Genomic DNA, 14,224 nt, shown 5'->3' with positions numbered 1-14,224 from the left:
CCTGCCATGTCAACCGCTGTAAACACGAAAGATATCGAGCTTCGTGCTGCTTTGCGAATTTTAAGAATGGCAACGCATACGAACCGGCGCCGTCCCGACCACCTCCACCACGTGCTAGTTGGGATGAACAGTTGGGACTCTGACTACGTTCAGTTAAACCTCGACATAGAATTAGATGAATTCAAATCGTGTAAATCTGATTGGCAAAACTTCGCCAATGACTTTTATGCCTCACTATACAATTCGGTCAGTTCCATTGACAGAAACGCATCTGAATTCAAAAAAGCATTGTCTGTAATAATAAAAAATTACAATCAAAATCAAAACGCCTCTGAGCAGCTTTCTCTTCCGTTGGAGCAGGCTGAATGAATGACGATCACAGCGCCAGCGCCGACAAGCGCGGCTTAGAAAAATTGAGTGAAGAGCTTTCGGCAGAGACGGGAGAAATCATTACAGCTGAACAACTTGCGCAAAACCCGGCTCTTATGAGCATGATGGAAATGACGACGGGCGCCTATCCACCACCTTCGATGTTACGAGACTACAAAGCTCTCGACGAAGAGCTGTTCAGAGAAATTGTTCGAGGGGCTGTGGCCCAACGCGACCATCGATTGGAAATTGAACGAGCAGAAGCCGCTCAGTCCCGCAGTCTTCGCCGTTGGGGACAAATATCCCAGTTTGGTCTGGGCTTCTTTGCGCTGGCGATCGCCGCATTGATGAAGGCCGTTCCGGCTTTTTATGGGATTGATGCGGGTTGGGCTGTTCCTGTAGCCATCGCCGTCCTCGGTGTTGGAGGCCTTCCAGCAGCAACGATTATGGCTCGTGTTTTTGCTGGGCGGCGTGACAATTAGGCCTGCCACTCGCCCCAGACCCCGCCCGCTGACCGCCCGTGAGGCGGCGCTCAAAGCCTTTCTCGCCATGGAGGCGGACGGCGCGGCGCTCGATAGCGCGCTGTCGGCCCAACCCGGCTACAAGGCGATGGAGGCGCGCGACCGCGCCTTTGCCCGCGCGATCCTCTCTGCCGCGATCCGCCGCCGGGGCACGCTGGAAGCGGCGTTTAACACCTTCCTCGACAAGCCCTTGCGTCCGCGCGAGGTGTTCGGCCGGGCCGTGCTCACCCTCGCCTCAGCCGAGCTATTGGTGCTGATGACGCCGCCGCATGCCGTGGTCGATGGCTGGGTCAGGATTACCGGCGCTGCCGAAGAGGGCCGCCGCCTGAAAGGGCTGGTGAACGCCGTGCTGCGCCGCGTGTCCGAACGCGGGGCGGAGGCATTCGTGGCAGCCGATCCGCTGGCCGATCTGCCAGACTGGCTGCGTGCGCGATGGAGCGAGATTTACGGCGAGGACACGGCCCGCGCGATGGCGCTGGCCAGAGCCGGTGCCCCGCCGCTGGACCTCTCCACAAAGCCCGGTTTCGACGCGGCAGATTTTGCGGCGGAGATTGGCGGGGCGCTGCTGCCCACCGGGACGGTGCGCAAGGACGGCATTGGCGATGTCACGGCGCTGCCCGGCTTCGAGGCCGGCGACTGGTGGGCGCAGGACGCAGCCGCCGCCCTGCCGGTAAAGCTGCTGGCGCCCAAGGCAGGCGAGCACATTGCCGATATCTGCGCCGCGCCGGGGGGCAAGACGCTGCAGCTGGCGGTCGCGGGCGCGGATGTCATCGCGGTTGATCGCTCGGAGAAACGCCTGAGACGCGTGACACAAAACCTCGTCCGGACGGGTCTTAAAGCCACGATCATCACCGCCGATGCCACCAGCTGGCACCCCGACCAGAAGCTCGACGCGGTATTGCTGGACGCGCCGTGCAGCGCGACCGGCACGCTGCGCCGCCGCCCCGATGTGGCGTGGTCCAAGGGGGAGGCTGACATTGCGAACCTCGCCGCCCTGCAGGCAAAGCTGCTCGACAATGCGTTTGCCATGCTCAAGCCCGGCGGGCGGCTGGTCTACTGCACCTGCTCGCTGGAACCGGAAGAGGGCGAAGCGCAGATCGCAGCCTTCCTGGCCCGCACGCCGGGTGCCCGCCGCGAACCCGTCAGCGCCGATGAACTGCCCGGTCTTGGCGATGCTCTCACACCAGAGGGCGATGTGCGCACGCGGCCGGATATGTGGGAAAGCGAAGGCGGGCTGGACGGCTTCTTCATCGCACGGCTGGTGAAGCCTGATTAATCCTGACTGGCAGGGCCAGCTTGCCCTTGACGGGGGGCGCTGATATGCCCGTTACCATGGCGCGCACGGTCAAGATTTCACCCTCTATCCTCTCTGCGGACTTCGCCCGGCTGGGCGAAGAAGTGAAGGCTATAGACGAGGCGGGGGCCGACTGGATCCATGTCGATGTGATGGACGGGCACTTCGTGCCCAACCTCACCATTGGCCCGGCCGTGGTGAAGGCGCTGCGCCCCTGGTCGAGAAAGCCTTTCGACGTGCATCTGATGATCTCGCCGGTCGATCCCTATATCGCCCAGTTTGCCGATGCGGGCGCGGACATGATTACCGCCCACCCGGAAGCCGGGCCGCACTTCCACCGCACCATCCAGACGATCAAATCGCACGGCGTGAAGGCCGGTGCGGCGCTGAACCCGGCCACGCCAGCGGAAATACTGGCGCCTGTGATCGAGGATCTGGATCTGGTGCTGGTGATGAGCGTCAATCCCGGCTTTGGCGGGCAGAGCTTCATTGCCAGCCAGCTGAAGAAGATCGAGGCGCTGCGCAGCCTGATCGATGCAGCCGGCTGCGGCACGCTGATCGAGGTCGATGGCGGGGTGAACCCTGAGACCGCCCGGCAATGCGTGGACGCGGGCGCGGATGCGCTGGTGGCGGGCTCTGCCGTTTTCACCGGCGGACCGGCACGCTACGCGGCCAATATCAAAGCTCTGCGCGGAGGCTGACACAGCGCCCATGGGCACTCTCGTCACCAGCCGGGATATAGGTCAGGCCGCCCTTGGCGCGATGCGCCGCGAGTTTTCCGATTTTGCCAATTTCCTGCCACCCTACCGCATGTTGTCTCTGTCAGGCGGCGCGGGCAGGCGCACGCTTCACCCGCTTGAACCGCTGCCCGGCGGCGATGCCGCACGCGGCGCGGCGCTGCTGGCCGGCCGGTTCACGCTGGGCGGGGAGACGCTGAACGTGCCCGCAGGCGAAAGCGTCTGGGCCCTGCCAGCGCCCTCGCGCGCCTTTGCTGCGCGGCTGCACAGCTTTGAATGGCTCCCCGACTTGCTGGCAGTGCGCGAGGGCGATGCGCAGGACGCGGCCCTCACGCTGATAGATGACTGGCTGTCATGGTTTGGCCGGTGGAACAGCTTTGCCTGGAGCCCGGCCATTCTGGCCCGCCGGGTGCATGTCTGGCTGCAAGTCCTGCCCCTGCTGGACAGCGGAGAGGACCGGCGCGCCCGCGACACCCGGATGAAAAGCCTCGTCCGGCAAGCGGCGCGGCTGCGGCGCGCCTTGCAACTCCTGCCTGCCAGTGCTGATCGGATTGACGCTGCTATCGCCCTGACGGCAGCGGCGATAAGCATGGAGCTGGGCCAGCGCACCCGGCAGGCCGGTGAACGCCAGCTGGCAGCCGATCTGAAAGCCCAGATTCTTTCCGATGGCGGCCATATCAGCCGCGCACCGCTGACCAGCGCGCGGATCCTCGCCGCACTGGTGCAGCTCGATACGCTGGCCAACGCGCAAGGGCTGACCCTCGACACCGAAATCAACCGGGCGATGGACCGGCTGGCAGGCGGGGTCCGCTTCTTCCGCATGGGACCAAAGGGCTTGGCCAGCTTTCATGGCGGCGGCGAAGGATCAACGCGGCTCATCGAAACCGCAATGCGCGGGCGCGAAAAGGTGAAACCTTTCAATGTCGCGCCCCATTCCGGCTATCACCGGGCGGAAGCAGGCGGCACGGTCGTGATTCTCGATGCTGCCGGGCCGGCCAAAGGCGCGCACGGGGTGAACGCCCATGCCAGCGCGCTATCGTTCGAGTTTGCCCCGCCGGGCGGCCGCCTGATTGTTAATTGCGGCTGGAGCGACGACCAGCCTCCGGGCTGGCGCGAGGCCGTGCGCGCCACAGCGGCCCATTCTGCGCTGACGCTTGAAGAGACATCGTCGGCCCGTCTCATCCGTCCGGGCTGGAAGCGCAATCTTCTGGGCGAGCGGTTCGAGACCGGGCCGGATCCGGTGCGCGCGCGGCGCAATGAAGAAGATGTCGGGGTGTGGCTGGAATCCAGTCATGACGGCTACCGGGCACAATTTGGCGTCGGCATACGCCGGCGCCTGTTTCTGGCTGTGGATGGCGGCGATCTGCGCGGCGAGGACGGCATTTACCGCCCTGTCGAGGACGGCCCGCCCGATGATCCTGAAAAGCTGCTCAGCTTCGCCATACGCTTCCATCTGCATCCGGGTGTGAAGGCATCCCTGTCACGCGATTCCCTTAGCGCCCTGCTGGTCCTGCCCAATGGCGATGGCTGGCGGTTCCGCACAGATGGCGGCCCTGTCCGCCTGGAGCGGTCGGTCTATCTGGCAAGCGGTGCCACGCCAGTGCGGTCCACCCAGCTGGTGATTTCCGGCGAGGCAGAATCGTATGGGGGAGGCGAGCGGCCGCCAAACCGTGTAAGATGGGCGTTCCAGCGCCTTGGTCGCGTCGGCGGGGCGTGATAGCCAGACGCCAGATTTGTATGGAGCATTCCCCTCATGTCGGATGAATTCCTTGCGCCGGTACGCCGTGCGCTGATCTCGGTATCGGACAAGACCGGCCTGGTGGCCCGCGCCCGCAGGCTGTCGGAGATGGGTGTCGAGCTGGTCTCCACCGGCGGTACGCTCGCCACCTTGCGCGAATCCGGGCTGGAGGCGCGCGACGCAGCCGATGTCACCGGATACCCTGAAATGATGGACGGGCGGGTGAAAACCCTGCATCCGCGCATTCATGGCGGATTGCTGGCCCGGCGCGACCGGGAAGATGATCTCGCTTCGATGGAAGAGCATGGCATTCCGGCCATCGACCTTCTCATGGTCAATCTCTACCCGTTCGAGGAAGCCGTGGCCTCCGGCGCGGACATTGATGGCTGTATTGCCAAGATCGATGTCGGCGGCCCGGCCATGATCCGCGCTGCCGCGAAAAACCACGCCAATGTCACCGTGTGCGTGGAAGGCGATGATCTGGAGAAGGTCATTGGCGAGATGGAAAAGCATGAGGGGCAGACCACGCTCGCCCTGCGCCGCCATCTGGCAGCCAAAGCCTTTGCCCGCACCGCCGCCTATGACAGCGCGATTGCCGAGCGGCTGGCGACCGAGACGGAAGAGCCCGACAATCGCTTCTTCGCCATTGGCGGCACGCTGTCGCAAGGCCTGCGCTATGGCGAGAACCCGCACCAGAACGCGGCCCTCTATGCCAGCCCCGCGCCGCGGCCCGGCATTGTTTCGGCCAGGCAGCTGCAGGGCAAGGAGCTGTCCTACAACAATCTGGCCGACGCAGACGCCGCGTTTGAACTGGTCAGCGAGTTTGACGCCGAGGAGCAGGCGGCCTGCGTCATCGTCAAGCACGCCAATCCGTGCGGGGTCAGCGCTGCCGACAGCCTTGCCACCGCCTATGACCGTGCGTTTGCTGCCGATCCGGTCAGCGCGTTTGGCGGCATTGTCGCTCTTAACCGCAAGCTGGATGCCGATACGGCCGATCTCATCGCCTCGCACTTCACTGAAGTGGTGATCGCGCCGGAAGCCGATGATGCGGCAATGGAAGTCCTGGCGGCGAAGAAGAATGTCCGCGTACTGGTGACAAATGGTCTCGCCGATCCTGCGCAGGCCGCATGGATGGTCAAATCGGTGGCGGGCGGCCTGCTGGTCCAGTCGCGCGATACCGGCCATGTGCTGGCCAAGGATCTCAAAACCGTCACCGAGCGCGCGCCGAGCGAAACCGAGCTGGCCGATCTCCTGTTTGCCTGGCGGGTGGTCAAGCATGTGAAGTCTAATGCCATTGTCTACGCCAAGGGCGGCACCACCTCCGGCATCGGCATGGGCCAGACCAGCCGGCTGGATGCGGCGGTACTGGCGGCGCGCAAAGCCGAGCTCGCCGCACAGGAAAATGGCTGGGACGAACCGCGCACGCGCGGCTCTGTGTGCGCGTCGGACGCCTTCTTCCCGTTTGCCGACGGGCTGAACGCGGCCATTGAGGCCGGTGCCACGGCCATCATCCAGCCGGGCGGCTCGATCCGCGATGAGGAAGTGATCAAAGCCGCCAATGAGGCCGGCCTTGCCATGGTCTTCACCGGCATGCGCCATTTCCGGCATTGATGGTCTGGCGGGCCGCCATTCTGGCGCTCACCGCACTGCTGCTGGCGGCCTGCAGCAATGCGCCTGATACGCTTGAACAGCGGATCGCCATGCTGGAGCCGTATATCAGCGTTCAGATGCCTCAAGACACCTCGGAACCTGTCCCGGCGGTGCTGATGTTTTCCGGCTGCGGCGGGGTGATCTCCGTCCAGCATGACTACGCCGCCATTGCCAATGAGGCGGGAGTAGCCGCGCTGATCGTGGACTCCCACGCGGCTCGCGGAATTGGCCGGATGGGCGCCCGCCTGACGGTATGTACCGCTGCGCGGATGCGGGGCGATGAACGGGCGGGTGATGTTGTTGCCGCCCTCGCCCATGCCCGGTCACTGCCCGGCATTGATGCCTCCCGGCTGGCCCTCATCGGCTGGAGCCATGGCGGCTGGACCTTGCTGGACACGTTGACGCTGGCCCATGACGGCGCGCCGCCCGGCGGGATGGACGCGATGCCGGACAATGCGCTGGAAGGTGTTCACTCGGTCATGCTGGTCTATCCGTGGTGCGGCTTTCTCAGCCGGGTGCATCGCCACGCCCTGACTGCCTCTCCGCCCGTCCACGCCCTTCTGGCCGCTGATGACATGATCGCCAATCCGGGTGCCTGCGCCGACATGTTCACATGGCAGAGCGAAGACGGCGCGCAGATTGAATGGCAGGTGCTCGATGGCCTGACCCATGCCTTTGACGCCCCTGATGAGCCATTCGATCCGCGCGTGCGTCATGATGAGGCGGGCACAGCCTTTGCCCATGACTGGTTCGCAGCCCGCCTCCGCGCGAGCCTGCAGGGCGCTGCACACTAGCGTTTCGCCGCGCACTCGCGCATGGTGGCCCCACCGGGACAGACACGACAGGGGAAGACCGGATGGCTTGGCAGATTGCGACACGCGCTCGGCGTATCACCCTGGCCGGGTTTGTGGGCCTCATCACAATTCTTGCAACGGGTCTGATATTGACCGGCTGCGGCCGGGACAGCGTGGACTCAGACGCGATCGCCCGCACCGGCCCGGTGGTTCTGGTCATCACCGGGGTCGATAGCGACCATCGTGGCAGCCGGCCTGTTGCCTATGAGGGCCTCTATGCCATTTACGGCATCGAGATGCAGGGCGCGCGCGGATTTACCCGGCCGGAGCTGACCGCGATGAGCTGGCGCCAGATACGGGCGGACTTTCCCGTCGGCAGCGCGCCGCGCGTCTTCGACGGGCCGCGCCTGTCTGATGTGCTGCGCAGCGCCGGGCTGGAGGGGGCCAGCGTCCGTCTGACCGCTTTTGACGGGTACGAGGCCGAGGTGCCGGCAGAGCTAATCGCGCGCTACGAGCCGATACTGGCGCTCAGGGCGGATGGCGATCCGCTGGCCGTTGGCGGGCTGGGGCCCGTCATGCTGGTCTGGCCGCGCCTTAACCAAAGTGATCTGGCCGACATGAACGATGATCTGTGGCCGTGGGGCGTGTTTGCCATCACGCCGTATCAACCGGCAGGCACGCCGTAGAAATTCAGCGCCATTTGCACGCGGGGGCTTCCCGTCTTGCATGCGCCTGCCTAGGGTCTTGCCAAAATCAGTAAATTCCGGGGAGCGGGAATGGACACTTTCTTCGACAATGTCACGATTTTCAGTGACTTCCTTTGGGGAGGCACGTGGGGCGAGCAGCGCATCCTGCCCGTTGGCATCATCACCATCGCCCTTCTGGGTACTGGTATTTTCACGATGATCGTGCTGGGCGGGCGTCCGCTCAAACGGCTCTTCCCGGCCTTTGCCGAGCTGTGGGCAGGGCGCAAAAGCGGCGGTGAGGGTGAGATCACGCCCTGGCAGGCGCTGTCGACCGCGCTCTCCGGTCAGGTCGGCACCGGCAACCTGGCCGGTGTGGCAACCGCCATTACGCTTGGGGGGCCGGGCGCGATCTTCTGGATGTGGGTAACGGCCATTTTCGGCATGGCGCTCGCCTATGCCGAGTCATCGCTGGCCGTGCGTTTCCGCGAAAAACATCCCGACGGCCACTATCATGGTGGTCCCATGTACTACATCCAGAACGGGCTGGGCAAAAACTGGAAATGGCTGGCCGTGCTGTTCTGCATCGGCACCATATTGTCCGCACTTGCTACTGGCGGCGCCATTCAGGCCAACTCGGTCACCCAGTCCGCCGTCGAGGCCAGCACCTCGCTCGGGATTGATCTTCCGCGCTGGGTTGTCGGCGCGGCCCTCGCCCTCCTGGTCTTTGCCGTCATCATTGGCGGCATCAAGTCCATCGGCACGGTGGCAGGACGCGTCGTGCCCTTCATGGCAGCGGCCTACATCTTGATCGCCCTGATCATCCTGATCACTCATGCGTCCGAGATCCCCGACGCCTTCGTACTGATCTTCACCGAGGCCTTCGGCTTCAGGGAAGCGGCAGGCGGGTTTGCCGGCTATGTCATCCTGGCGGCCATCCGCGCCGGTGTGGCGCGCGGCCTGTTTTCCAACGAGGCGGGGCAAGGGTCGGCGCCCATCGCGCACGCCGCCGCACAGACCAGCAACCCCGTCAAGCAGGGCGAGATCGCCATGCTGGGCGTGTTCATCGACACAATGATCATCTGCACCATGACCGCGCTGGTCATCCTCGTCGTATCGGGCAGCTATGCCAATCTGGACGGCTCCATCGTGGAGTTTGCCTGGCAGTCCGACGCCCTCCAGGCCTCGGCGATCACGACCGCTGCCTTTGCGGAGGGCATTTATGCGGGCGGCTGGATCATTCTGACGGCGCAGGCGCTCTTTGCCTTCACCACCATAATCGGCTGGTCCTATTATGCCGAAACATCGGCCACCTACATTATTGGCGACTGGGCGGCGCGTCCGTTCCGCTTTGTCTGGGTGGCGGTTGCTTTCCTCGGCACGCTGATCGTCAATGTGGACGGGCTCTGGCGGGTGGGCGATGTCGCCAACTCGATGATGCTGTTCCCGAACGTCATTGCCATTCTCCTGCTGACCGGCGTCGTGATCCGCTATACGCAGGAATATGACCGCAAGGGTATCGTGCCGCCTGCCTGGCACGGCGATACCCCGCGTGATGCGGACGGCAAGCCGGTGGTTTCGGCCAAGTCAGAGAGTGTGAAAGGCGAGAAGCCCGCCGGGTAAATCAGGGAAGGGGCAGTGCTGTGGCCACCAGATGGTCCAGCACTGCCCATTTCTTGTAGCCGCGTGCGGCGTCATCCGCACCGTGCCAGGCCGCTCCGAGAGCGGCCTTTTCTTTTGCGTCCAGCGCCGCCACCGGATCAAGGCAGATACGGATGGTGAAGAGGACCGCGCCGCTAGTCGCCAGCTTCGTGATCGTCTGGCGCTCTACCCGCACATGCAGGAGGGCTTCTACGTCGCCCGGCTCTGCCGCCAGTGCCCGTGCGCGCAAGGGCGCGCCATCCGGCGTGAATCGGTCATCACCCGCCTGCAGGGTCCAGTTGAAGCGCTCGAGCACCTGTCCGGGGCGGACATGGTCGAACACGCGGGCAATCCGGCTGGACAGCTGCTCCCCGCCGGGGACGGGCCGGTGGAGTGCGTGAAGTGTCTTTCCCGCGGCATGGGGGAGGGAGAAGAAGGTGGGCGAGGTGAGCACTGCCGCGCCCACATACCAGCCATCCCTGCCCGGCATCATCAGCACCAGATCGTCGCTGACATGATGGGCGAGCTGCCAGAGCGCGGGCAGACCCTCCGCCAGCTCGGGCGCATCCATGCCAGCGTCCTGCAGATGGCCTATCGCCCGCGCTGCCGCTTCACGCGCTGCAGGGCCGGCCGCAGCGGCCTCAAAACTCGTCAGGGCGCGGTTCGCCAGCAGGCTGCGGCGCGCCGGCAGGCTGGCGGCCTGTGTATCAGGGACAAGCCAGCTCTCCGGCGGTATGGGCTTCAGGCCAACAGCAAAGCGCGGCGGGCCATCGCGCCAGGGTGTGTGCAGCGTGCGTCCGGTTTCTACCACGGCTCACCGGCCAGGCGGCCCGCGATCCAGACCAGAACAAGGCCCAGCATGATCCCGGCAGCATCCACGGCCCAGTCATAGAGCGACATGGAACGGTTGATGACCGGCAGCGATTGCAGAAGCTCTATCAGCCCGCCATAGGCCCAGAGAAGCGCAAAGAGCCAGACCCGGCGCAGGCCAGGCCATGCGGCGCGCCCCAGCATGGTCAGTATGATGAAGGCGGCGAGATGGTGAACGACATGCCAGCCCAGCGCTGAGGGCGAGCTGGCATTGCCTGGCCAAAGGGCGAAGACGCTGGTGGCCAGAAGCGCCATCAGGAAAAGCCAGCCCCACCAGGGGCTGAACACGTCTGCCAGCCTGGCCGCCCAACGCGCTTGAGGCGGCCTGCCGCCCTCGCCTAATGTAGCGCTCCGGCCATTTGAGGATTTGAACAACATCATGACGCTTTCACTGATCGACACGATTCGCGCTGCGGGCACGCCCCGTTCTGACTGGTCCCGCGAAGAGGTCAAGGCGATCCATGATGCGCCCTTTGCCGAACTGATGCATGCGGCGGGCGAAATCCACCGCCTCCATCACCGTGCTGGCGAGGTGCAGAAGAGCCAGCTCCTCTCCATCAAGACCGGCGGATGCGCAGAAGATTGCGGATATTGCAATCAGTCCGCCAAATTCGATACCGGGCTTAAAGCGTCCAAGCTCATGGACACGGATACGGTGCTGGAAAAGGCGCGTGCGGCCAAGGCGGGCGGGGCCACGCGTTTTTGCATGGGCGCGGCCTGGCGCTCGCTAAAGACACGCGACGAGCCGAAAATCTGCGAGATGATTGAAGGCGTGAAGGCGCTCGGCCTGGAGACCTGCATGACGCTTGGCATGCTGGAAGAGGGCCAGGCCGAACGGCTCAAAGAGGCGGGGCTCGACTATTACAATCACAATCTGGATACCTCGCCGGAATACTACGAAAAGATCATCACCACCCGCACCTGGGAGGACCGGATAGAGACGCTTGCACGGGTACGCAGCGCGGGCATCAAGGTGTGCTGCGGCGGTATTATCGGCATGGGCGAAGGGGCGGAGGACCGTATTGGCCTTCTGACCGAGCTGGCCCGGCTGGACCCGCACCCGGAAAGCGTGCCGATCAATCATCTGGTGCCGGTATCGGGCACGCCGCTTTCCGGGTCGGCTCCGCTGGACGGGCTTGATTTCGTGCGCGCCATCGCCACCGCCCGGATCATCATGCCGCTCTCGGTGGTGCGTCTGTCGGCGGGCCGCGAAGGCATGAGCCGGGAGTTGCAGGCCTTGTGCATTCTCGCCGGTGCGGGCTCGATCTTCGTCGGCGAGGAGCTGCTGACCACGCCCAACCCGTCTTTGACGCGCGATGCGCAGATGTTCGAGACGCTGGGGCTGGAGGCGCGTTAGAGCGTTGTATGACCTGACTTGTGTCAGGCCACACGCTCTAACTTTTTATCTGGAGCGCAATTTTCCCGAAAACCGGTGCCCACTTTTCGGATTGCGCTCTAGGGTCTTGTCTGCCCCGTCCCAAACACCTGGTACTTCCAGCTGGTGAGCTGATCGGCGCCGACGGGTCCGCGCGCATGGATGCGGCCCGTGGCGATGCCTATCTCGGCTCCGAAGCCGAACTCTCCGCCGTCTGAAAATCCGGTCGAGGCATTGTGCATGACTACGCCGGCATCCACGCGGGCGAGGAAGGTGTGCGCTGCCGTCTCGTCGCCGGTGATGATCGCCTCGGTATGGCCGGAACCATGGCGGGTGATATGAACCAGCGCGCCTTCCACCCCCTCCACCACCGCCATGGAGACGATGGCGTCGAGATATTCGGTGTCGAAATCTTCCGGGCTGGCGGGCGTCACAGAAGACGCGAGGGCTCGCACCGCGCTGTCGCCACGCACCTCGCACCCGGCAGCCTGCAGGGCGCTGACGAGGCGCGTGACCATCGCTTCGCCAGCCTGCCGGTCGATCAGCACGCACTCAGCCGCATTGCACACGCCGGTGCGGCGCATCTTGGAGTTCACCACCAGGCGTTCGGCCATGTCCGGCTCCGCTGCGCCATCCACATAGACATGGCAGAGCCCGTCGAGATGACCGAGCACCGGCACCCGTGCCTCTTCCTGCACGCGTTTGACCAGCGCCTTGCCGCCGCGCGGAATGACGAGATCCAGCGCGCCATCCACCCCGGCCAGCATGTCACCCACATAGGCGCGGTCTGCATCGGGCGGCGTGGTGATGATGGCTTCCGGCAGGCCCGCCTCGCGCAAGCCGCCTCGCAGTGCCGCGATAATAGCCGCGACGCTGGAGGCCGCGTCCGATCCGCCGCGCAGCACCACTGCATTGCCTGAACGCACGCACAGGGCCGCCGCATCAGCAGCCACGTTAGGGCGGCTTTCAAAGATCACACCGATCGCGCCGATGGGCACGCGCACCTGCGCCATGACGAGGCCGTTGGGACGCGTCCAGCGCATGATCTCACGCCCTATCGGGTCGGTGTGACGGGCAACGGCGCGGATACCCTCGACAATCCCATCAAGCCTTGCCGGGTCAAGGCGCAGCCGGTCCAGCATGGCCCCGCCCGTTCCATTGCTTTGAGCGCGGGCCACATCATCCGCATTGGCAGCCAGCACGCTTTTTGAGGCTGCCTGAAGCGCATCGGCCATGGCGGTGAGCGCGGCGGTACGCCTGTCCGCGCTTGTGTCTGCCAGCGTGCGCGCAGCGGCGCGAAGGTCTGCGCCAGCGCGGCCTGCCCAGCCGGGCTGATACTTGCTCATCCCTGATCCTCCAGCACCAGATCGTTGACATGGATGGCGGCCACGCCGCGCCGGTAGCCCAGCACCGCTTCAATATCGGCTGAGCGCAGGCCCGCAATCCGGCGCAATTCCTCCGCCCCGTAGGCAGAAATTCCCTTGGCGAGCACCGCGCCGTCAACGCCCGCCAACGCCACTGTCTCCCCGCGCGAGAACTCACCGTCCACCCGCGCGATCCCGGCGGGCAGCAGGCTTTTGCCCGACCGTACAGCCCGGGCCGCTCCATCGTCGAGGTGAAGCGTACCCCGAGGCGCTATCGCACCGGAAATCCAGCTGCGCCGCGCATTGGTACGCGAGGTCTCCGGTGCAAACACCGTATGGGGCGCGCCTCTGCTCAGCCTGTCCAGCGGATCATCTTCAGCGCCAGCGGCAATGATCGTGGCGATGCCAGCCCGCGCGGCAATGCGCGCAGCGGCAATCTTCGACGCCATGCCGCCCGTGCCTGTGCCGGCCTTGCCCGGCTCCCCGCCCAGCGCCTCGATCTCCGGCGTTATCGCCGCGACATGGGCGACGAGCTTTGCGCCGGGAACACGCGACGGATCAGCGCTGTAGAGCCCGTCCACGTCCGACAGGAGGACGAGCAGTTCCGCATCGCACATCTGCGCCACGCGCGCGGCCAGCCGGTCATTATCACCATAGCGCAGCTCGGCGGTGGCAACCGTATCATTCTCATTGATGACGGGCAGCGCACCGGCAGCCAGCAGCGCATCCAGTGTCGCGCGCGCATTGAGCCAGCGGCGGCGGCTTTCCATGTCATCAAAAGTCAAAAGCGCCTGCGCGGCGGGCATGCCGTGGGGTTCCAGCGCGCCATTCCACGCCATCATCAGCGCCGTCTGTCCTGCTGCTGCGGCGGCCTGCTTCTGATCGAGTGCCAGCTTGCCGGCGGGCAGGTTCAGCCGCTTGCGGCCCAGCGCCACGGCGCCAGAGGATACCAGTACGGTTTCGATGCCGCGCGCACGCCAGCGCGCCAGCGCTCCGGCAATCGCCTCGAAACGGGCGGTGTCCGGACCGCCCGTTTGCGCATCAATGAGAAGGGAAGAACCGATTTTCACGACGGCGCGGCGCACACCGGAAATCAGCTCGGATGCGGACGCAGCCACGGCACATTTTCCTTCAGACCCAAGTATCCGGGACACCATATCGCAGGCGCAGCATTGCGCAATGAGGAGG

At 64.8% G+C, this 14,224-nt stretch carries 14 protein-coding genes; 10 read left to right on the top strand and 4 right to left on the bottom strand.

Annotated elements, in window-relative coordinates; translation table 11 throughout:
- The first annotated feature begins 6 nt into the window (after positions 1-6).
- From X907_RS01635 to X907_RS01595, 9 genes are all read left to right on the top strand, one after another.
- Complete coding sequence (locus X907_RS01635; protein WP_127565323.1) at positions 7-369, top strand: hypothetical protein; 363 nt, start codon at positions 7-9, stop codon at positions 367-369.
- A complete protein-coding gene (locus X907_RS01630) occupies positions 366-851 on the top strand; it encodes a hypothetical protein (RefSeq protein ID WP_127565322.1) in 486 nt (161 codons plus the stop codon). Before X907_RS01635 ends, X907_RS01630 begins: the two co-directional genes overlap by 4 nt.
- Positions 823-2,166 carry an RsmB/NOP family class I SAM-dependent RNA methyltransferase gene (locus X907_RS01625; protein WP_233352470.1) on the top strand — a complete coding sequence of 448 codons (1,344 nt, stop codon included), beginning with the start codon at positions 823-825 and terminating at the stop codon, positions 2,164-2,166. Before X907_RS01630 ends, X907_RS01625 begins: the two co-directional genes overlap by 29 nt.
- A 44-nt stretch (positions 2,167-2,210) precedes the next feature.
- A complete protein-coding gene (gene rpe / locus X907_RS01620; RefSeq protein ID WP_233352469.1) occupies positions 2,211-2,885 on the top strand; it encodes a ribulose-phosphate 3-epimerase in 675 nt (224 codons plus the stop codon).
- Positions 2,886-2,895: 10 nt separating this feature from the next.
- Positions 2,896-4,638, top strand: coding sequence for a heparinase II/III family protein (locus X907_RS01615; RefSeq protein ID WP_127565321.1), 1,743 nt, complete (start codon positions 2,896-2,898; stop codon positions 4,636-4,638).
- A gap of 36 nt (positions 4,639-4,674) precedes the next feature.
- Positions 4,675-6,270: a bifunctional phosphoribosylaminoimidazolecarboxamide formyltransferase/IMP cyclohydrolase gene (gene purH / locus X907_RS01610; protein WP_127565320.1), complete on the top strand. Its 1,596-nt coding sequence runs from the start codon at positions 4,675-4,677 to the stop codon at positions 6,268-6,270.
- Complete coding sequence (locus tag X907_RS01605; protein WP_127565319.1) at positions 6,270-7,103, top strand: dienelactone hydrolase family protein; 834 nt, start codon at positions 6,270-6,272, stop codon at positions 7,101-7,103. Before purH ends, X907_RS01605 begins: the two co-directional genes overlap by 1 nt.
- 62 nt (positions 7,104-7,165) lie before the next feature.
- On the top strand, positions 7,166-7,789 hold the full coding sequence (locus tag X907_RS01600) for a putative pterin-binding protein (RefSeq protein WP_127565318.1): 624 nt from the start codon (positions 7,166-7,168) through the stop codon (positions 7,787-7,789).
- A 90-nt stretch (positions 7,790-7,879) separates the two neighbouring features.
- Positions 7,880-9,409, top strand: a complete 1,530-nt coding sequence (locus X907_RS01595; RefSeq protein WP_127565317.1) for an alanine/glycine:cation symporter family protein — start codon at positions 7,880-7,882, stop codon at positions 9,407-9,409.
- A 1-nt stretch (position 9,410) separates the two neighbouring features.
- Here the strand turns inward: X907_RS01595 and X907_RS01590 are convergent, their stop codons facing one another.
- Together X907_RS01590 and X907_RS01585 are read right to left on the bottom strand one after the other, a co-directional pair.
- A complete protein-coding gene (locus tag X907_RS01590) occupies positions 9,411-10,238 on the bottom strand; it encodes a heme-dependent oxidative N-demethylase subunit alpha family protein (protein ID WP_127565316.1) in 828 nt (275 codons plus the stop codon).
- Positions 10,232-10,585: a VanZ family protein gene (locus tag X907_RS01585; RefSeq protein ID WP_145962651.1), complete on the bottom strand. Its 354-nt coding sequence runs from the start codon at positions 10,583-10,585 to the stop codon at positions 10,232-10,234. Before X907_RS01585 ends, X907_RS01590 begins: the two co-directional genes overlap by 7 nt.
- A gap of 91 nt (positions 10,586-10,676) precedes the next feature.
- On the opposite strand from X907_RS01585, the gene bioB reads away from it, so the two are divergent.
- On the top strand, positions 10,677-11,654 hold the full coding sequence (gene bioB / locus X907_RS01580) for a biotin synthase BioB (protein WP_127565314.1): 978 nt from the start codon (positions 10,677-10,679) through the stop codon (positions 11,652-11,654).
- Positions 11,655-11,752: 98 nt separating this feature from the next.
- On the opposite strand, the gene X907_RS01575 is transcribed toward bioB, so the two are convergent.
- The gene (locus X907_RS01575) at positions 11,753-13,018 is read right to left on the bottom strand and encodes a glutamate-5-semialdehyde dehydrogenase (RefSeq protein ID WP_127565313.1); all 1,266 of its coding nucleotides are present in this window, start codon (positions 13,016-13,018) and stop codon (positions 11,753-11,755) included.
- The gene (gene proB / locus X907_RS01570) at positions 13,015-14,154 is read right to left on the bottom strand and encodes a glutamate 5-kinase (protein WP_233352467.1); all 1,140 of its coding nucleotides are present in this window, start codon (positions 14,152-14,154) and stop codon (positions 13,015-13,017) included. Before proB ends, X907_RS01575 begins: the two co-directional genes overlap by 4 nt.
- Positions 14,155-14,224 lie beyond the last annotated feature (70 nt).

The sequence above is a fragment of the Glycocaulis alkaliphilus genome (assembly GCF_004000605.1).
Taxonomy (GTDB): Bacteria; Pseudomonadota; Alphaproteobacteria; order Caulobacterales; family Maricaulaceae; genus Glycocaulis; species Glycocaulis alkaliphilus.
The sequence above is the reverse complement of the archived record's forward strand: the minus strand, read 5'-3'. Positions and strand labels throughout refer to the sequence as shown.